14 protein-coding genes are annotated in these 19,001 nt (G+C 71.0%); 10 read left to right on the top strand and 4 right to left on the bottom strand.

Annotated features, from left to right (window positions below; genetic code table 11):
* Positions 1–42 precede the first annotated feature (42 nt).
* Positions 43–237, top strand: a complete 195-nt coding sequence (locus ADK65_RS06395) for a DUF6191 domain-containing protein (RefSeq protein ID WP_053668813.1) — start codon at positions 43–45, stop codon at positions 235–237.
* 85 nt (positions 238–322) lie between these two features.
* Here ADK65_RS06395 and ADK65_RS06390 read toward each other — a convergent pair whose 3' ends face one another.
* On the bottom strand, positions 323–1,531 hold the full coding sequence (locus ADK65_RS06390; RefSeq protein WP_053668812.1) for a PQQ-dependent sugar dehydrogenase: 1,209 nt from the start codon (positions 1,529–1,531) through the stop codon (positions 323–325).
* Between the two features lie 91 nt (positions 1,532–1,622).
* Positions 1,623–2,621: an aldo/keto reductase gene (locus ADK65_RS06385; protein ID WP_053668811.1), complete on the bottom strand. Its 999-nt coding sequence runs from the start codon at positions 2,619–2,621 to the stop codon at positions 1,623–1,625.
* 77 nt (positions 2,622–2,698) lie between these two features.
* Here ADK65_RS06385 and ADK65_RS06380 point away from each other — a divergent pair, with 77 nt between their 5' ends.
* The 6 genes from ADK65_RS06380 to serA all read left to right on the top strand — a co-directional run bounded on the left by ADK65_RS06380 (position 2,699) and on the right by serA (position 12,671).
* On the top strand, positions 2,699–3,649 hold the full coding sequence (locus ADK65_RS06380; protein ID WP_078955833.1) for a 2-hydroxyacid dehydrogenase: 951 nt from the start codon (positions 2,699–2,701) through the stop codon (positions 3,647–3,649).
* A gap of 431 nt (positions 3,650–4,080) precedes the next feature.
* The gene (locus tag ADK65_RS06375; RefSeq protein ID WP_053668809.1) at positions 4,081–7,074 is read left to right on the top strand and encodes a putative bifunctional diguanylate cyclase/phosphodiesterase; all 2,994 of its coding nucleotides are present in this window, start codon (positions 4,081–4,083) and stop codon (positions 7,072–7,074) included.
* Positions 7,075–7,304: 230 nt separating this feature from the next.
* Entirely contained in the window at positions 7,305–9,149 is a 1,845-nt protein-coding gene (locus tag ADK65_RS06370; RefSeq protein ID WP_199825572.1) for an acetolactate synthase large subunit, read from the top strand.
* Between the two features lie 21 nt (positions 9,150–9,170).
* Positions 9,171–9,695, top strand: coding sequence for an acetolactate synthase small subunit (gene ilvN / locus ADK65_RS06365; protein ID WP_003993148.1), 525 nt, complete (start codon positions 9,171–9,173; stop codon positions 9,693–9,695).
* A 121-nt stretch (positions 9,696–9,816) separates the two neighbouring features.
* Positions 9,817–10,815 carry a ketol-acid reductoisomerase gene (gene ilvC / locus ADK65_RS06360; RefSeq protein WP_053668807.1) on the top strand — a complete coding sequence of 333 codons (999 nt, stop codon included), beginning with the start codon at positions 9,817–9,819 and terminating at the stop codon, positions 10,813–10,815.
* Between the two features lie 266 nt (positions 10,816–11,081).
* Complete coding sequence (gene serA, locus ADK65_RS06355; RefSeq protein ID WP_053668806.1) at positions 11,082–12,671, top strand: phosphoglycerate dehydrogenase; 1,590 nt, start codon at positions 11,082–11,084, stop codon at positions 12,669–12,671.
* Between the two features lie 54 nt (positions 12,672–12,725).
* On the opposite strand, the gene ADK65_RS06350 is transcribed toward serA, so the two are convergent.
* A complete protein-coding gene (locus ADK65_RS06350; protein WP_053668805.1) occupies positions 12,726–14,267 on the bottom strand; it encodes an MFS transporter in 1,542 nt (513 codons plus the stop codon).
* Between the two features lie 86 nt (positions 14,268–14,353).
* On the opposite strand from ADK65_RS06350, the gene ADK65_RS06345 reads away from it, so the two are divergent.
* Positions 14,354–14,932 carry a TetR/AcrR family transcriptional regulator gene (locus ADK65_RS06345; RefSeq protein ID WP_053668804.1) on the top strand — a complete coding sequence of 193 codons (579 nt, stop codon included), beginning with the start codon at positions 14,354–14,356 and terminating at the stop codon, positions 14,930–14,932.
* 24 nt (positions 14,933–14,956) lie between these two features.
* On the opposite strand, the gene ADK65_RS06340 is transcribed toward ADK65_RS06345, so the two are convergent.
* Entirely contained in the window at positions 14,957–16,180 is a 1,224-nt protein-coding gene (locus ADK65_RS06340; protein ID WP_053668893.1) for a PucR family transcriptional regulator, read from the bottom strand.
* A 189-nt stretch (positions 16,181–16,369) separates the two neighbouring features.
* Here ADK65_RS06340 and ADK65_RS06335 point away from each other — a divergent pair, with 189 nt between their 5' ends.
* Both ADK65_RS06335 and pruA read left to right on the top strand, forming a co-directional pair.
* A complete protein-coding gene (locus ADK65_RS06335; RefSeq protein WP_053668803.1) occupies positions 16,370–17,296 on the top strand; it encodes a proline dehydrogenase family protein in 927 nt (308 codons plus the stop codon).
* 53 nt (positions 17,297–17,349) lie between these two features.
* Positions 17,350–18,981, top strand: coding sequence for an L-glutamate gamma-semialdehyde dehydrogenase (pruA, locus tag ADK65_RS06330; RefSeq protein ID WP_053668802.1), 1,632 nt, complete (start codon positions 17,350–17,352; stop codon positions 18,979–18,981).
* Positions 18,982–19,001 lie beyond the last annotated feature (20 nt).

The following is a 19,001-nucleotide window of genomic DNA, read 5'->3' as shown; positions in this document are numbered from 1 at the left end:
TGTAAGGGACGTCGCGGACTCCGCGGCCTCAGGGAGGTTCAGTTGTTCAACTTCTTCGAGGAACTGTTCTCACCCGGGCGCAAGCACACCCGCGACGAGCAGAACCGCCTCGAGCTGACCCGTCAGGACGTCGGGGACGGCGACCCCGGACGCGGGCCGATAGATCTCGCGTCGGGGAAGGTCGTCGTACGCCCGCCACGGGAAGACGAGGACGGCGAGACGGGCGCGGGGGAGTAGCCCGGCGCGGTTCCCCGTCGCACGCCCGCCGCAGGAGCACGAGGACGACGGGGGCGGCGACGAGGAGCACCCCCGGTTCCGGCGGCTACGTCACCCGCAGTTCCAGGATCCGGTCGTCGCCGCCCTTCGGGCTGCCCCGGCCGTCCGTGTTGCTGGTGACCAGCCAGAGCCTGTCGCCGCCCGCCGCCACGACCGTGCGCAGCCGCCCGTACTCGCCCTCCAGGAACGCCTGCGGCTTCGCCGAGGCCGCCGTGCCGTTCAGCGGGATGCGCCACAGCCGCTTGCCGCGCAGGCCCGCCATCCAGATCGACCCCTCGGCGTGGGCGATGCCGCTGGGGGACGCCTCGGCCGTGGTCCATTGGCCGACCGGGTTGCGGAACCGCTTGTCGCCGGACCGGCCCTCCGCTTCCGGCCAGCCGTAATTGCCGCCCGGCTCGATGGCGTTCAGCTCGTCCCAGGTGTCCTGCCCGAACTCCGAGGCGAACAGCCGCTGCTTGCCGTCCCAGGCCAGACCCTGCACATTGCGGTGGCCGTAGGAGTACACCGGCGAGTCCGGGAACGGGTTGCCCGGAGCCGGCTCGCCCTCCGGGGTCAGACGCAGGATCTTGCCGCCCACGGAGTCCTTGTCCTGGGACAGTCCCGTGTCGCCGCTCTCGCCGGTGCCCACGTACAGCATTTTGTCCGGGCCGAACGCGATGCGCCCGCCGTTGTGGATGAAGCCCTTGGGAATGCCCTTGAACACCGTGTCGGGAGCGCCGAGCTGCTCGCCGGCGGGCTTCCGCCCGTCGTAGATCATGCGGACGATGCGGTTGTCGGACGCCGAGGTGAAGTACGCGTAGACCATGCGGTCCGAGGCGTAGTCGGGCGACAGGGCGATCCCGAGCAGGCCGCCCTCGCCGGCCGCCGAGACCCCCGGCACCTCGCCCAGTTCGGTCTTCTTGCCGGTCTTCTCGTCGACCCGGACGATCGTGCCGTCGTCCCGGGAGGCGACCAGCAGCCCGCCGCCCGGCAGCGGAGCGAGACCCCAGGGGGAGTCCAGGCCCTCGGCGACGGTGCGCACCACCTCGACCGAGCCCTGCGCCGGCGGTGTCTCCTCGGCGGCCTGCCGCGGGGGTGCGGACGACCCCGGTGCGGTACGGCTCGGGGAGGCGCTGTCGTCCTGGCCGGACGGGCCTGTCTCGCCGGAGGAGCAACCGGCCGTCAGCAGGAGCACGGCGGCGGCCAGCACGGCCGGGACGGCTCGACGTCGCACGATCAGGGTCCCTTCGACGGGGCAGGTCCTTCTCCCTGTCATACACCGCTCGCGGCTCCAGAGTTCCCGATAGCGGAACGCCGTAGTCAGAACACGGGGTTTGCCCGAAACGTACCCGGCGCGGACCCGTCCTTCAGTCCCACGACCCCTGGGCCGGCGGCAGCGCGGCCAGCTCCCGGAGATCGTCCGGCGTCAGGCGCACCCGCGCCGCCGCCGTGTTCTCCGTGACCCAGCGCTCCTGCTTCGTGCCGGGGACCGGGACCACGTGCGGCCCCTGTGCCAGCACCCACGCCAGGGCGATCTGGGCGGGCGTGACACCCGTGCCGTGCCGGCGGGCCACGCGGCGCAGCCCCGCGACGAACGGCTGGTTCGCGGCCATCATCTCGGCCGTGAAACGCGGGTGCCGGGCGCGTGGATCGTCCGCCTCGAAGCCCGCGCCGGGGCGCAGCCTGCCGGTCAGGAAGCCGTTGCCCAGCGGCATCGCGGCGAGGAAACCGACGCCCCGCGTCCGGCACCACGGCAGCAGGGCCTCCAGCGCCTCCGGCGACCACACCGACAGCTCCGCCTCCACCGCGCTCACCGGGAAGACCTGCTGCACCCGCTCCAGCTGCCGAATCGTTCCGTCGTGCAACCGGGCCCCGGCCCGGCGGCCGGCCCGCGCGCCCACCGCACACAGGCCCAGCGCCCGTACCTTCCCGGCCTGGACGAGCTCCGCCATCGCCCCCCAGGTCTCCTCGACCGGCACCTCGGGGTCGGCCCGGTGCAGCTGGTAGAGGTCGATGACGTCCGTCTGCAGCCGCCGCAGCGACGCGTCGCAGGCCCGCTTCACGTAGCCGGGGCGGCCGTTGGCGACGATGTGCTGATCGCCCACGAGCAGTCCGACCTTCGTCGACACGAACGCGTCGGACCGCCGCTCCTTCAACGCCCGCCCCACCAGCAGTTCGTTGGTGAACGGGCCGTACATGTCGGCCGTGTCCAGCAGGGACGCACCCAGGTCGAGCGCCCGGTGCACCGCCCTGAGCGACTCGTCGCCGCGCCGCCGCGACGCACTGTAGGCCCAGCTCATCGGCATGCACCCGAGTCCGACGGCCCCCACCGCGAGCGCCGCCGCGCCGATCGTCCTGCGCTCCACCTGGTCGTGACCCTCCCTGTTCGAGCCACCCCAACCTAACCTCTGCCGTCACACGCTCCTGACATAGCCTCCAGAGCATGACTGCTGACGTGTGGCTGCCCATCCCGCCGGACGAGATCGACGGACTCCCCGAGGGCCCGGCCTACCGTTTCTGGAACGGCGAGGAGGACTTCCCCGCGGACCCGGCCGACTGCGCCTTCTACGTCGTCCCCTACATGAAGCCCAGTGCGCTGTGCGTGCGCCCCCTGAGCCGGATGAGCAACGTCCGGGTCGTGCAGACCCTCTCCGCCGGGATCGACCACGTGGAGCCGGGACTCGGGCACCTGCCCGCGGGTGTGCGGCTGTGCAACGCGCGGGGCGTGCACGAGGCCAGCACCGGCGAGCTCACCCTCGCGCTGATCCTGGCCTCGCTGCGCGGGATCCCCGACTTCGTCCGCGCGCAGGAGAGGGGGGAGTGGCTCGGCGGGTTCCGGCCGGCTCTCGCCGACAAGAACGTCCTCATCGTGGGGTACGGCTCCATCGGCGAGGCCATCGAGGACCGGCTCGTTCCGTTCGAGGTGGCGCGTGTGGCGCGCGTCGCGCGCTCCGAGCGCACCACGGCGCGCGGTCCGGTGCATCCGCTCACCGACCTGCCCGCGCTGCTGCCGGAAGCGGACGTCGTGATCCTGTCCACCCCGCTCACCGAAGCCACCCGGGGCCTGGCCGGGGCGGACTTCCTGTCCCGGATGAAGGACGGCGCACTCCTCGTCAACGTCGCCCGCGGCCCCGTCGTCGACACCAAGGCGCTGCTCGCCGAGCTGGAGACCGGCCGCATCACCGCCGCTCTCGACGTCACCGACCCGGAGCCGCTGGCGCGCGAACACCCCCTGTGGCGTGCGCCGGGGGTACTCATCAGCCCCCATGTCGGCGGACCCACCTCCGCGTTCCTTCCGCGCGCCAAGCGGCTCCTGGTGGACCAGTTGCACCGCTATGTGAACCGGGAGCCGCTCCGCAACGTGATCCTCACGACGGGTGCATCAACCGGCTGAGAGACCTTCGAGTACCGTCCGCAATCCCCCGGGTGCGGTGGGTACTCATATATCTGTTGATCGTCACGGAGCGTAGAGAACCTATGTCCCTGAGTGACGAGACTGGTGTATCGTCCCGACAGGGGCTGCGCCGGGCACTGTTCGGCGCCGGGGGACGGACACTTCGGACTGTGAGGGGGGCGACAGGCGATGCACGGCCTATGGACGAGCGATCCGACGGGGCGGGGCTGCCGGCGGCGACCCTGGCGGGCGGCCGCGAGCAGTCGCGGCCGGCACGCCGATCACGCCGGCCACCACACCCACCACAGCGAACAGGGCACCTGCGCGGACCACGGTCATCGTCACCGCAGGTCCGGCGGGAGCGGAACGCACACCCAGGCGGTCCGGCGGGGCAAGCGGGAGCCGGGAGCCGCGCTCACCGGGAGGACCCGGTGAGCGCGCCCCCCACCTCCACGCTGGACGGAGCGCTGCGGGCGCAGCCTCCCTCCACGAGCGCGCTGCTGCCCCGCACACCGGTCGCCGGCCGCCGGCCTGGCCTGGCCCTCCAACTGGCCCTCGCCCTGGCCTGCGCGGGATACGCCGCAGGTGCGGCGTTCGGCTGGGGTTCGTACCAAGTGGCCCTGTTCATGGGTGACTTCGGGCTGAGCGCCGCGGCCGGCATCGCCGCCGTGTCGTGCTTCCTCTACGCCCGCAGCCGCCGCCCCCGCTTTCGACCCGCCTGGCTGCTGTTCGGCCTCTCCTCGGTCATGGCGTCCCTGGGCAACCTGGTCTGGGGGTGGTACGAGGTGGTGCTGGGACTGCCCGTGCCCAGTCCGAGCTACGCCGACCTGTTCTTCCTCTGCTTCGCGCCGCCCGCGATCGTCGGACTGCTCGTGCTCGCCAAACGGCCGGTGACCAAGGCGGGCTGGGTCTGCCTCGGGCTGGACGCCTGGCTCATCGGCGGCTCGCTGCTGACACTGGCCTGGAGCCTCGCCCTCGCCCAGGCCGCGAAATCGGAAGGGCCCGGCGTGGCGCACATCGCGCTGTCGCTGGCGTACCCGCTGCTCGACATCGCCCTGGTGAGCATGGTCCTCGCCCTGCACTTCAGGCGGTCCGCGGTGAACCGCTCCGCGGTGAACACCGCCATCGGCGCCCTCGCCCTGACCGTGATGTGCGACGCCCTGTTCACCTCACCGCTCATGCACCACGACTACCGCTCGGGACAGCTGCTCGACGCGGGCTGGTTCGCCGGCTCACTGCTCCTGGCGTACGCCCCGTGGGCCGGGTCCCGCGGGGAGAGCGAGCGGCACGGCCCCGCCGGGCACACCCGCGTGGTGCACGAGCACGTGCCGGGGCAGCGCGGCGGCGCCCACCACCAGGCACCCCTGCCCGGCACCGAGCACAGCCGGTACGCCGCCGCCCGGCCCATCGCCGGCTCCCTCGCCGCACTCACGCCCTATCTCGCGGCCGCCGTGTGCACCCTGGGGATCCTCTACAACGTCCTCAACGGCCGCAGCGTCGACCGGGTGGTCCTGCTGACCGGCGGCACCGTGGTGCTCGCGCTCGTCGTGCGCCAGGGCATCATGCTGCTCGACAACATCACCCTCACCCAGGAGCTGGCGCAGAAGGAGAACCACTTCCGCTCCCTGGTGCAGGGCTCCAGCGACGTCATCATGATCGCCGCCCCCAGCGGTGTCCTGCGCTACGTCTCCCCGGCAGCCGCCGGGGTGTACGGCCGCTCGGCGGAGGAGCTGGTGGGTACGGAACTGGCCAACCTCATCCACCCCGAGGACCTGGGCTGCGTCGTGCACGAGGTGCGCCGGTTCCTCGCCGCCCACCCGGTCGAGGAACCCACCACACGCATCGAGTGCCGCTTCCGCTCGGGCGACGACGGGTGGCTGAACGTCGAGTCGACCGTCAACCGCCATCAGGGCGGCCTCATCTTCAACAGCCGTGACGTGACCGAGAGGGTACGTCTGCAGGCCCAGTTGCAGCACAACGCCGAGCACGACCCGCTCACGGACCTGCCCAACCGTGCCCTGTTCACCAAGCGTGTGCAGCACGCCCTCTCGGGCCGCCGCGCCTCCGACCGGGGCGTGGCCCTGCGGAACACGGCCGTGCTCTTCATCGACCTCGACGGCTTCAAGGCCGTCAACGACACGATCGGGCACCAGGCCGGGGACGAGCTGCTGGTCCAGGCCGCCCGCAGGCTCCAGGACTCCGTCCGGCACGGCGACACCGCCTCCCGGCTCGGCGGAGACGAGTTCGCGGCCCTGATCGCCGGGGACAACACCCGCGACCGGGACGCACGCGAGCGGCACATACTGGAGCTCGCCGACCGCCTCAGGGTGACGCTGTCTCAGCCCTACCTCATCGACGGCAACGATGTCCGGGTCAACGCCTCCATCGGTGTCGCCTTCGCGGAACCCGGCCTCGGCGCCGGGGAACTGCTGCGCAACGCCGACCTGGCCATGTACCGAGCCAAGGCCGCCGGCAAGGGCCGCGTCGAGCTGTACAAGCCGCAGATGCAGCAGGACGTCGTGCGCAAGGCCGAGCTCGCCACCCGGCTGCGGGCCGCACTGCACGACGGGGAGTTCGCCCTGCTGCACCAGCCGGTGGTGTGCCTGGAGGACGGCCGGATCTCGTCGGTGTCCGCACAGGCGCGCTGGCGCTCCTCCCAAGGAGTGCTCTTCACCCCGGCGGAGTTCCTTCGCGTGGCCGAGGACGGCGGCAGGACCGCCGAGCTGGGCCGGTGGATGATCGAGGAGGCCGTCGGGCAGGCCGCCGAGCGGCACGCGACCGGGCTGTCCGCGCCGGTCGTCGTGCGGATGAGCGCCCGTCGGCTGCTGGACCGGTCGATGCCGCTCGGCTCGATCGAGGCGCTGCTCACGCGGCACGGGCTGCCGCCGGGGTCGCTGATCATCGAGCTGTCGGACGCCGACCCGAGGGTCTCGCTGGACGAGCTGGAGCGGCGTCTGGGCGCCCTGCGGCGGGTCGGCGTACGGATCGCGCTCGACGGCTTCGGCAGCGGTTACGCGGCGATCACGGCCCTTCGGCGGCTCCCCGTCGACGTGCTGAAGCTCGACCGCGGTCTGGTCGAGGGCGTCGTCGAGTCCGCGCGCCTGTACAAGATCACGGCCGGACTGCTGCGCATCGCGGGCGACCTCGGGCTGAAGTCCGTGGCGGAGGGGGTGGATCTGCCCGAACAGGTCGTCGCCCTGCGCGCGATGGGCTGCACGCACGGGCAGGGCATGGCCTTCTCCGGGCCGCTCGACGAGTACCGGCTGCGCCGGGCGCTCGCCGCCGGTCACTACCCGGTGCCGAAAGGACCGTCCGAACCGGCGTTCGCGGGTGGCGCCGCGCGGGTGTACACCTCGGGGGTGTCCGCCGTCATCGGCGGCACGGCTCTGCGCTCACATAATGAGACTCCCGTCCCACCTACTTGACAGTGGGTGCGTGCCGGGGAGAGGGTCAGTGCCATGCGCACCCGAATTCTCGTACTTGGAAAGCGCGTCGGCTGACGCTGAGCCTCGACCGCTCAGCGACCCCACCCGGCGCGCTCCCCTCGCTTGCCTTTTGGCACGAGGGGTTTTTTGTTGCACGGGCGCCTTTCGTGCAACAGACGAAGACCGTACAAACCTCGCCAAAACCCTCAGCATCTGAGAAGAGAATGCCGATGACCGAGCAGGCCACCGGGGCCCACCACCCGCAGCCCCGGCCCCGATCCGGAGGACACTCCGCCCCCGAGCAGGTGACGGGCGCGCAGTCCCTCATCCGCTCTCTCGAGGAGGTCGGCGCCGACACGGTATTCGGCATTCCCGGCGGTGCGATCCTCCCGGCCTACGACCCGCTGATGGACTCGACCCGGGTGCGCCACGTCCTGGTCCGCCACGAGCAGGGCGCCGGTCACGCCGCCACCGGCTACGCGCAGGCCACCGGCAAGGTCGGTGTCTGCATGGCCACCTCCGGCCCCGGTGCCACCAACCTGGTCACCCCGATCGCCGACGCGCACATGGACTCCGTGCCGCTGGTCGCGATCACCGGCCAGGTGGCGTCGAAGGCGATCGGCACGGACGCCTTCCAGGAGGCGGACATCGTCGGCATCACCATGCCGATCACCAAGCACAACTTCCTCGTCACCAAGGCCGAGGACATCCCGCGGATCATCGCCCAGGCGTTCCACATCGCCTCCACCGGCCGCCCCGGCCCGGTCCTGGTCGACATCGCCAAGGACGCCCTCCAGGCGAAGACGACCTTCTCCTGGCCCCCCGCCATGGACCTGCCCGGCTACCGCCCGGTGACCAAGCCGCACGCCAAGCAGATCCGCGAGGCCGCCAAGCTGATCACCCAGGCCCGCCGGCCCGTGCTGTACGTCGGCGGCGGTGTGCTCAAGGCCAGGGCCACCGCCGAGCTGAAGGTCCTCGCCGAGCTCACCGGTGCTCCTGTCACCACCACGCTGATGGCGCTCGGGGCGTTCCCCGACAAGCACCCGCAGCACCTGGGCATGCCCGGCATGCACGGCTCGGTCGCCGCCGTCACCGGACTGCAGAAGGCCGACCTGATCGTCGCCCTCGGCGCCCGCTTCGACGACCGCGTCACCGGCAAGCTGGACAGCTTCGCCCCGTTCGCCAAGATCGTCCACGCGGACATCGACCCGGCCGAGATCGGCAAGAACCGCGCCGCCGACGTGCCGATCGTGGGCGACGCCCGCGAGGTCATCGCCGACCTGATCCAGGCCGTGCAGAAGGAGCACGCCGAGGGCCACCAGGGCGACTACAGCATGTGGTGGAACGACCTCAACCGCTGGCGCGACACCTACCCGCTCGGCTACGACCAGCCCGCCGACGGCTCGCTCTCCCCGCAGCAGGTCATCGAGCGCATCGGACAGCTCGCCCCCGAGGGCACGATCTTCGCGGCGGGCGTCGGCCAGCACCAGATGTGGTCCGCCCACTTCATCGAGTACGACAAGCCGGGCACCTGGCTGAACTCCGGCGGCGCCGGAACGATGGGCTACGCCGTCCCGGCCGCCATGGGAGCCAAGGCCGGAGCGCCCGAGCGGGCCGTGTGGGCCATCGACGGCGACGGCTGCTTCCAGATGACCAACCAGGAACTGACCACCTGCGCCCTGAACAACATCCCGATCAAGGTCGCCGTCATCAACAACGGCGCCCTCGGGATGGTCCGCCAGTGGCAGACCCTCTTCTACAACCAGCGCTACTCCAACACGGTCCTGCACTCCGGCCCGGACGACGTCAACCCCGAGGCCCGCGGCACCCGCGTCCCCGACTTCGTGAAGCTGTCGGAGGCCATGGGCTGCCACGCCATCCGCTGCGAGTCCCCGGACGACCTCGACAAGGTCATCGAAGAGGCGAACTCCATCAACGACCGCCCCGTCGTCGTCGACTTCATCGTCCACGAGGACGCCATGGTCTGGCCCATGGTCGCCGCCGGCACCTCCAACGACGAGATCATGGCCGCCCGGGACGTCCGCCCCGACTTCGGCGACAACGAAGACGACTGAGCGAGAGAGACCGAAGAGATCATGTCCAAGCACACGCTCTCCGTCCTGGTGGAGAACACCCCCGGCATCCTCGCCCGGATCGCCGCCCTGTTCTCCCGCCGCGGCTTCAACATCGACTCGCTCGCGGTGGGCGTCACCGAGCACCCCGACATCTCCCGCATCACCATCGTCGTCGGCGTGGAGGACCTGCCGCTGGAGCAGGTCACCAAGCAGCTCAACAAGCTCGTCAACGTGCTGAAGATCGTCGAACTGGAGCCGTCGCAGGCGGTCCAGCGCGAACTCGTCCTGGTGAAGGTGCGCGCCGACAACGAGACGCGCTCCCAGATCGTCGAGATCGTCCAGCTGTTCCGGGCCAAGACCGTCGACGTCTCCCCGGAGGCCGTCACCATCGAGGCGACCGGCTCCGGCGAGAAGCTGACCGCGATGCTCAAGATGCTGGAGCCGTACGGCATCAAGGAGCTCGTCCAGTCCGGCACGATCGCGATCGGCCGCGGTGCCCGTTCCATCACGGACCGGTCGCTGCGCGCTCTGGACCGTTCGGCCTGAGACCCGAAACGGGCGGTCGGCGCGCCGTCGGCCGCCCGTATTGCGAGACCCGCAGACTTCCCTTCCGCCCCCCGTCATACGGTGGGACGCAACACCTGCACTCCCGAGGAGAGAACCCAAAGTGGCCGAGCTGTTCTACGACGCCGACGCCGACCTGTCCATCATCCAGGGCCGCAAGGTCGCGGTCATCGGGTACGGCAGCCAGGGCCACGCCCACGCGCTGTCGCTCCGTGACTCGGGTGTCGACGTCCGCGTCGGTCTGCACGAGGGCTCCAAGTCCAAGGCCAAGGCCGAGGAGCAGGGCCTGCGCGTGGTGAGCCCGTCGGAGGCCGCCGCCGAGGCCGACGTCATCATGATCCTCGTCCCGGACCCGATCCAGGCCCAGGTCTACGAGGAGCACATCGCCCCGAACCTGAACGACGGCGACGCCCTGTTCTTCGGCCACGGCCTGAACATCCGCTACGGCTTCATCAAGCCCCCGGCCGGCGTGGACGTCTGCATGGTCGCCCCGAAGGGCCCGGGCCACCTGGTGCGCCGCCAGTACGAGGAGGGCCGCGGCGTTCCCTGCATCGCCGCCGTCGAGCAGGACGCCACGGGCAACGCCTTCGCGCTGGCCCTGTCCTACGCCAAGGGCATCGGCGGCACCCGCGCCGGCGTCATCAAGACGACCTTCACCGAGGAGACCGAGACCGACCTGTTCGGTGAGCAGGCCGTCCTCTGCGGTGGCACCGCCGCGCTGGTCAAGGCGGGCTTCGAGACGCTGACCGAGGCCGGCTACCAGCCGGAGATCGCCTACTTCGAGTGCCTGCACGAGCTGAAGCTGATCGTGGACCTCATGTACGAGGGCGGCCTGGAGAAGATGCGCTGGTCGATCTCCGAGACCGCCGAGTGGGGCGACTACGTCACCGGCCCGCGCATCATCACGGACGCCACCAAGGCCGAGATGAAGAAGGTCCTCGCCGAGATCCAGGACGGCACCTTCGCGACGCAGTGGATGGACGAGTACCACGGCGGCCTGAAGAAGTACAACGAGTACAAGAAGCAGGACTCCGAGCACCTGCTGGAGACCACCGGCAAGGAGCTGCGCAAGCTCATGAGCTGGGTCGACGAAGAGGCGTGAGCCGCTGCCCGAGGGGCCGGAGCGAACCCGTTCCGGCCCCTTCGGCGAACCCCGGGTAACGTCGGTGGTACGGCGTTGTCCATCCCGTCCGGCCACGGACGGGTGATCCTTCCGCAGCGGCACCGGACGACGCCCCAGGCGCCACTAGACTGCTGCACACATACGCGTCAGGCCCACAGCGTCGTGCGTCTTCCGCGGCTAGCCCCCCTCCACCGCCTGCGGCCGTCGGGACGGCCGTCCGCAGCACTGGACTTGTGAGGACTCACGTGAGCTCGAAACCCGTCGTACTCATCGCTGAAGAGCTGTCGCCCGCCACCGTCGACGCCCTGGGCCCGGACTTCGAGATCCGGCACTGCAACGGCGCGGACCGGGCCGAGCTGCTCCCGGCCATCGCCGACGTGGACGCGATCCTGGTCCGCTCGGCCACCAAGGTCGACGCCGAGGCGATCGCCGCCGCGAACAAGCTGAAGGTCGTCGCACGAGCCGGCGTCGGCCTGGACAACGTGGACGTCTCCGCCGCCACCAAGGCCGGCGTGATGGTCGTCAACGCCCCCACCTCGAACATCGTGACCGCCGCCGAGCTGGCCTGCGGTCTCCTCGTCGCCACCGCCCGCCACATCCCGCAGGCCAACGCCGCGCTGAAGAACGGCGAGTGGAAGCGCAGCAAGTACACGGGCGTCGAGCTCGCCGAGAAGACCCTCGGTGTCGTGGGCCTGGGCCGTATCGGTGCGCTGGTCGCCCAGCGCATGTCCGGGTTCGGCATGAAGGTCGTCGCCTACGACCCCTACATCCAGCCCGCCCGCGCCGCCCAGATGGGCGTGAAGGTGCTGTCGCTGGACGAGCTGCTCGAGGTCTCCGACTTCATCACCGTGCACCTCCCCAAGACCCCCGAGACCGTAGGCCTCATCGGCGACGAGGCGCTGCGCAAGGTCAAGCCGAGCGTGCGCATCGTCAACGCCGCGCGCGGCGGGATCGTGGACGAGGAGGCCCTGTACTCCGCCCTCAAGGAGGGCCGGGTCGCCGGTGCCGGTCTCGACGTCTACGCGAAGGAGCCCTGCACGGACTCCCCGCTGTTCGAGTTCGACCAGGTCGTCTGCACCCCGCACCTCGGTGCCTCCACCGACGAGGCGCAGGAGAAGGCCGGTATCGCCGTCGCCCGCTCGGTGCGCCTCGCCCTCGCCGGTGAGCTCGTGCCGGACGCGGTGAACGTGCAGGGCGGTGTCATCGCCGAGGACGTCAAGCCGGGGCTGCCGCTCGCCGAGCGCCTGGGCCGGATCTTCACGGCGCTCGCCGGTGAGGTCGCGGTCCGCCTCGACGTCGAGGTCTACGGCGAGATCACCCAGCACGACGTGAAGGTGCTGGAGCTGTCCGCGCTCAAGGGTGTCTTCGAGGACGTCGTCGACGAGACCGTGTCCTACGTCAACGCCCCGCTGTTCGCGCAGGAGCGTGGCGTCGAGGTGCGCCTCACCACCAGCTCCGAGGCGACCGAGCACCGCAACGTCGTCACGGTGCGCGGCACCCTCGCCGACGGCGAGGAGGTGTCGGTGTCCGGCACGCTGGCCGGTCCCAAGCACCTGCAGAAGATCGTCGCGGTCGGGGACTACGACGTGGACCTCGCGCTCGCCGACCACATGCTGGTCCTGAAGTACGAGGACCGCCCCGGCATCGTCGGCACGGTCGGCCGCATCCTCGGCGAGGCGGGCCTCAACATCGCCGGCATGCAGGTGTCGCGTGCGGTGGCCGGCGGCGAGGCGCTGGCGGTCCTGACCGTGGACGACACGGTGACCGCCAACGTGCTGGCCGAAGTGGCCGCGGAGATCGGGGCGACCTCGGCCCGCTCGGTGAACCTGGCCTGACCTTCCCGGGGGCTCCGCCCCCCGGGCACCCGTTCGTCCTGAACGGGCTCGTCCTCAGACGCCGGACGGGCTGAGCTGATCAGCCCGTCCGGCGTCTTTGCGTACGCCCACCCGCCGCAGGGTCAGCACCGCCGCTGCCGCCGCACCGGCCAGCAGCACCGCGCCCGTGACGGCCGCCGCGTGCATACCGCTGGTGAAGGCCTCGCGCGCCGCCGTCGCCAGGGCGTCCCCCGCGCGCCCCGGGAGCCGGTCGGTCACGGCCAGGGCGCCGCCCAGGGTCTCGCGTGCCGCGGCGGGTGCCGAGGCCGGGACCTCGTGCCGGAAGACGGCCGTGCCGATGGAGCCGAGGAACGCCATGCTCAGCGCGCCGCCGAACTCCGTGCCCGTCTCCAGCAGGGACGACGCGGCGCCCGCCTTCTCCACGGGAGCGGCGCTCAGGGCCAGGTCCGCCACCTGCGACATGACGGCGACGATGCCGCAGGCCAGGACGGCGCACGCGGACAGCAGCAGCCACAGGGAGTCCGTACCGGCGAGGGCCAGCATCACGTAACCGCACGCGGCGACCGCGAAGCCCGCGCCGACGACGTGCGCGCGGGGAACGCCCCGCTGCACGAGCTGTGCGGCGACCGGCGCCGCGAGCCCGATGGGCACCGAGGGCAGCAGGCTCCACAGCGCCGCTTCGAGGGGCCCCTTGTCCAGGACCGACTGGATGTACTGGGTCGTGAAGTACGCCGAGCCCATCATGCCGAAGGCGGCGGCGAGGTTGAGGATCACGGCCGGGCTGAAGCCGCGGGCCCGGAACAGGTCCGGCGAGATCAGCGGGGAGGCCGCCGTGCGCTGGCGGTGGACGAACAGCGCGGCGAAGAGCAGACCGACGGTCACCGACATCGCGTACCGCACGTTCCAGCCCTCGGCCGCGAGTTCCTTCAGGCCGTAGATCACGGGGAGCACCGCCGCCATCGACAGCGGGACGCTCAGCAGGTCGAAGCGGCCGGGGTCCGGCGTGCGCGACTCGGGCAGCAGGACGGGACCGAGGACCAGGAGCAGCAGCATCGCGGGCAGGTTGACCAGGAAGACCGAGCCCCACCAGAAGTGCTCGACGAGCACCCCGCTCATCACCGAGCCGAGCGCGATGCCGGCCGTCATCACCCCCGACCACACGCCGATCGCCTTGGTGCGCTGGGCGGGGTCGGTGAACATCGTGCGCACGAGCGCCATCGTGGAGGGCATCAGGGTCGCGCCGCCGATGCCGAGGACCGCGCGGGCGGCGATCAGGGTCTCGGCGCTGTTCGCGTAGGCCGCGACCAGGGAGGCCGTGCCGAAGGCCGCGGCGCCGATCAGCAGGAGCCTGCGGCGGCCGACGCGGTCGCCGAGGGAGCCCATCGTCATCAGCAGGCCGGCCAGCACGAAGCCGTAGATGTCGAAGATCCACAGCTGCTGGGTGGCGCTCGGTTCCAGGTCGGCGCTGATCGCGGGGATCGCGAAGTAGAGGACGGAGACGTCCATCGAGACCAGCAGCAGAGGGAGCATCAGCACGCCGAGGGCCGTCCATTCACGGCGGCCGGCGAGGACGGGAGGGGGCGGGTTCGTCGTCATGAGCAGGACTGTACGAGCGTATTAAACGCTTGTCTAGTACGACTGTTTAATACGTCCGTCTGGATCCCGGGATAGGGTGGCGGGCCATGGGACACCGTGAGGATCTGCTGGAGGGCGCCAAGCGCTGCCTGCTGGCGAAGGGCTTCCTGCGCACCACCGCGCGCGACATCGTCAAGGAGTCGGGGACCAACCTGGCCTCGATCGGCTACCACTACGGCTCGAAGGACGCACTGCTGGCGCAGGCGTACGTCGAGATGGTGGAGGGCATGTCCGACGCCTTCGAGGGCGGCGGTGAGCTGCGGGGCGAGCCGGGGTCACTGGAGCGCTTCACCGACGTGTGGGCGAACATCATCGCGACCATGCGGGAGCCCGGCTCGCTCTGGCGGCTCAGCATGGAGATCGTGGCCATGGGGGATCAGCTGCCAGAGGTGCGGGAGCACCTCGTGCGGGCTCAGCGGGAAGCGGCGCGCGGCATCCTGCCCCTTTTCCAGGGCGGTTACGAGGACGACGTGACGGACGAGCAGGTGGACACCCTCGGGTACTTCTATCTCACCGTCATGATGGGCCTGATGGCGCAGTGGTCCTTCGACCCGGAGCACGCTCCGGAGGCCGAGCAGCTCGCGGCGGGGCTCCGCCGGGTCATCGAGGCAGCCGAGGGGAAGTGACGCCTCACCCGGGCGGGCCGGCCCTCACAGCCGGTGTGCCTTGAGGACCATGTGCAGCAGCAGGCGGTCCTCGCCGTCGTCGAGGTCGAGGCCGGTGAGCTTCTCGATCCGGGACAGGCGGTAGTACAGGGTCTGGCGGTGGATGCCCAGCTCGGCGGCGGCACGGGCGGCCTGGCCCGCGCAGTCGAGGTAGACCTCGGCGGTCCGGGCGAGTTCCTGGTGGACCGGGGCGAGCAGGGTGCGGGCGACGGGGTCCTGGGCGACTTCCGGGGGCAGGGCGGTGAGCAGCCGGAACGGCCCGATCGACGCCCACTGCGCGACCGGCCCGAAGCGTGCCTCGGCCAGTGCCGCCCGGGTCGCCGCCGAGGCCTCCCGCCAAGCGGTCGCCGACTCGGCGAGGCCGGAGCGGGGGGTGGCGATACCGGCGGCCCGTGCCGGTGCCGGGTCCGAACCGCCACCGCCCGGCCCGCCGGCCTCCGGGCCGCCTCCTCCTCGTGCCCGCTCCAGCAGCCGTCCCGCCGCCGTGGTCGCCGGAGTCAGGACGTCCGGGGAGCGCAGGCGGATCAACACCGCCAGGCACTGCGCCGTCGCCCCCCACGGCACGGTGCACAGCGCCGTCGCACCCGGGATCGCGCGCACCGACGGAGCCTCGTCCGGGTCGGCCGAGGGCCAGGGGGCGACGCACACCAGGGCGTGGAGGCCGTCGGCGCGGGGGCCGAGGGCGGTGCGGAGCTCGGCGACGGCCATGTCGCCCTGCCAGCCGGGCTCGGCGGTCAGGACGGCCCGGAGTTCGCGGCTGAGGTCGGCACCGTGCTGCGCCTCGTCCGCGAGCAGGGCGCCTATGCGGGCCGTGACCCGCATGGCGGCGGACAGCTGCCGCTCGCTCGGGCCGGGATCGTCGTCCAGCAGCCAGACGTAGCCGTGCACCACACCCCGGTGGCGGACGGGGAGACAGATCCGGCCCCGCAGGACCCCGGCCTCGGGTGTCGGCGGGATACGGACCGGTTCCGTCGCGCGGGTGATGCCGAAGCCCTCGAACCAGGCCCGGACCGCCGCCGTCGAACGGCGGGTGAGGATCGAGCGGGTACGCACCGGGTCCAGGGCCGACGGATCGAGGTCGCCCTCGCTGTCGTAGGCCCCGAAGGCGATCAGCTCGAAGTCCCGGTTCTCCAGGGTCGCGGGCGCGCCGAGCAGCTCCGAGATCTCGTCGACCAGCTCCTCGTAGTCGCCCCTGTGTTCCGACGTCACCGGGGCATTGTCGCGCACTTCCCGGGCCCTTCATACATCTGTCTGAGATCTGTGGCACGGATGCGTGACAGCTGTCGATGGCCGACGATCGGAGGGATCCTTAGGTTTCACGGTGGTTCTCCGTGCCGTACCCGACGCGTCGTCCGCGAGGGGTCCGGCCTTCACGTTGCTGGTGCTTGGAGGTGCCCCGTGCTGGGTCCCGTGATTCTCGCCGCGTCTCGCAGCGACCGGATGCGACGCCTGATCTCGGCGGCCCCGGTGACCAAGCAGGTCGTCGACCGCTTCATCCCGGGCGAGGACGTCGACGACATCGTCCCCGTCGTCCGCGACCTGACCGAGCAGGGGCTGGAGCTGACGATGGACGTCGTCGGCGAGGACATCACCAACCCCGCGCAGGCCGCCGCCGCCCGGGACGCCTACCTGGAGCTCGTCGACCGCCTCAAGCCGCTGGAGCTCGGCACCCGCGCCGAGATGTCGGTGAAGCTGTCGATGTTCGGGCAGGCGCTGGAGGGCGGCCACGAGCTGGCGCTGAGCAACGTCCGCCCGGTCGTCGAGGCCGCCGCCGAGATCGGCACGACGGTCACGCTGGACGCCGAGGACCACACCACCCTCGACTCGATGTTCGCCATCCACGAGGAGCTGCGGAAGGACTTCCCGCAGACCGGCTGCGTCATCCAGGCCTACCTGTTCCGCACCGAGGCCGACGCCCGCCGCCTCGCGGAGAGCGGCAGCCGGGTCCGCCTGGTCAAGGGTGCGTACAAGGAGCCCGCCTCCGTGGCCTACCAGGACAAACACGAGATCGACCGGGCATATGTGCGCGTTCTGCGGACGTTGATGCGGGGGGAGGGGTACCCGATGATCGGGTCCCACGACCCGCGCCTGATCGCGATCGGCCAGGAACTCGCCCACCAGGCCGGGCGAAAGCCCGACGCGTACGAGTTCCAGATGCTCTACGGCATCCGCACCGAGGAGCACCTGCGGCTGGCCGCCGAAGGCCACCGGATGCGCGTCTACACCGCGTACGGCACCGACTGGTACGGCTACTTCATGCGCCGTCTCGCGGAGAAGCCGGCCAACCTGCGCTTCTTCGCACGCAGCATGCTCACCAAGGGCTGACAGCCCTTAAGGGCCGAGACCGACACACCGCTCAGTAAGGAGTTACGGAAAACATGGACGCTGTGACCCAGGTCCCCACCCCCGTCAACGAGCCGGTGCACGGCTACGCCCCCGGCTCGCCCGAGCGGGCCCGGCTGGAGGCCAAGCTGAAGGAGCTGGCCGACAATCCCGTCGACCTGCCCTGCACCATCGGCGGCGAGAAGCGGATGGGCGGCGGCGAGGCCTTCCAGGTCGTCCAGCCGCACAACCACCGGGCCGTGCTCGGCACGTACCGCAACGCCACGCAGGCGGACGCCCAGGACGCCATCGACGCGGCCCTGGCCGCCGCGCCCGCCTGGCGCGCCCTGTCCTTCGACGACCGCGCGGCGATCATCCTGCGCGCCGCCGAGCTGCTGTCCGGCCCCTGGCGTGAGACGCTCGCCGCCTCCACCATGCTCGGCCAGTCCAAGACCGCCCAGCAGGCCGAGATCGACACGCCCTGCGAGCTGATCGACTTCTGGCGCTTCAACGTCTCCTACGCCCGCAAGCTCCTCGCCGAGCAGCCCCCGGCCAACTCCCCGGGCGTGTGGAACCGTCTGGACCACCGCCCGCTTGAGGGCTTCGTCTACGCGATCACGCCCTTCAACTTCACCGCCATCGCGGGCAACCTGCCGACGGCCCCCGCCCTGATGGGCAACGTCGTCGTCTGGAAGCCGTCCCCGACGCAGACCCACGCCGCCGTGCTGCTGATGCAGCTGCTGGAGGAGGCCGGTCTGCCCAAGGGCGTCATCAACCTCGTCACCGGTGACGGCATCGAGGTCTCCAAGGTCGCCCTGGAGCACCGCGACCTCGCCGGCATCCACTTCACCGGCTCGACCAAGACCTTCCAGTACCTGTGGAAGACGGTCGGCAACAACATCGAGAAGTACCGCACCTACCCGCGCCTCGTCGGCGAGACCGGCGGCAAGGACTTCCTCGTCGCCCACCCGTCGGCCGACCCGGCGATCCTGAAGACGGCGTTCACCCGTGGCGCGTTCGAGTTCCAGGGCCAGAAGTGCAGCGCCACCTCCCGCGCGTACATCCCGGCCTCGATCTGGAACTCGGGCTTCAAGGAGGAGCTCGCGGCCGAGGTCGACGGCATCAAGATGGGCGATGTCACCGACCTGTCGAACTTCATCGGCGCCGTCATCGACGAGCGTGCCTTCGCCAAGAACAAGGCCGCCATCGACCGCGCCAAGGAGGACGCCACCTGCACGATCGTCGCGGGCGGCACCTACGACGACTCCGAGGGCTATTTCGTCCGCCCGACCGTCATCGAGTGCACCGACCCGGAGAACGAGGTCTTCCGCACCGAGTACTTCGGCCCGATCATCGCCGTGCACGTCTACGAGGACGACACGTACGACGAGATGCTGACCCAGATGGAGTCCGTCTCCGACTACGCCCTCACCGGCTCGGTCATCGCGAACGACCGCGCGGCGGCGGCCTACACGGCCGACAAGCTCCGCTACGCGGCCGGCAACTTCTACATCAACGACAAGTCGACCGGTGCCGTCGTCGGCCAGCAGCCCTTCGGCGGCGGCCGCGCCTCCGGCACCAACGACAAGGCCGGCGCCCCGCAGAACCTGATGCGCTGGACCCTGACCCGTGCCATCAAGGAGACCCTGGTCCCGCCGACCGACTACACGTACCCGCACATGGGCTGACACCCCCTGCGCACCGACGG

This window comes from Streptomyces sp. NRRL B-1140, from assembly GCF_001280065.1.
Lineage (GTDB): Bacteria > Actinomycetota > Actinomycetes > Streptomycetales > Streptomycetaceae > Streptomyces.
The sequence above is the reverse complement of the archived record's forward strand: the minus strand, read 5'-3'. Positions and strand labels throughout refer to the sequence as shown.

Coding starts and splice junctions, on each gene's coding strand:
- ADK65_RS06390 (WP_053668812.1), bottom strand. CDS start 1,531: ATGACAGGGAGAAGGACCTGCCCCGTCGAAGGGACCCTGATCGTGCGA.
- ADK65_RS06380 (WP_078955833.1), top strand. CDS start 2,699: ATGACTGCTGACGTGTGGCTGCCCATCCCGCCGGACGAGATCGACGGA.
- ADK65_RS06370 (WP_199825572.1), top strand. CDS start 7,305: ATGACCGAGCAGGCCACCGGGGCCCACCACCCGCAGCCCCGGCCCCGA.
- ilvN (WP_003993148.1), top strand. CDS start 9,171: ATGTCCAAGCACACGCTCTCCGTCCTGGTGGAGAACACCCCCGGCATC.
- ADK65_RS06350 (WP_053668805.1), bottom strand. CDS start 14,267: ATGACGACGAACCCGCCCCCTCCCGTCCTCGCCGGCCGCCGTGAATGG.
- ADK65_RS06345 (WP_053668804.1), top strand. CDS start 14,354: ATGGGACACCGTGAGGATCTGCTGGAGGGCGCCAAGCGCTGCCTGCTG.
- pruA (WP_053668802.1), top strand. CDS start 17,350: ATGGACGCTGTGACCCAGGTCCCCACCCCCGTCAACGAGCCGGTGCAC.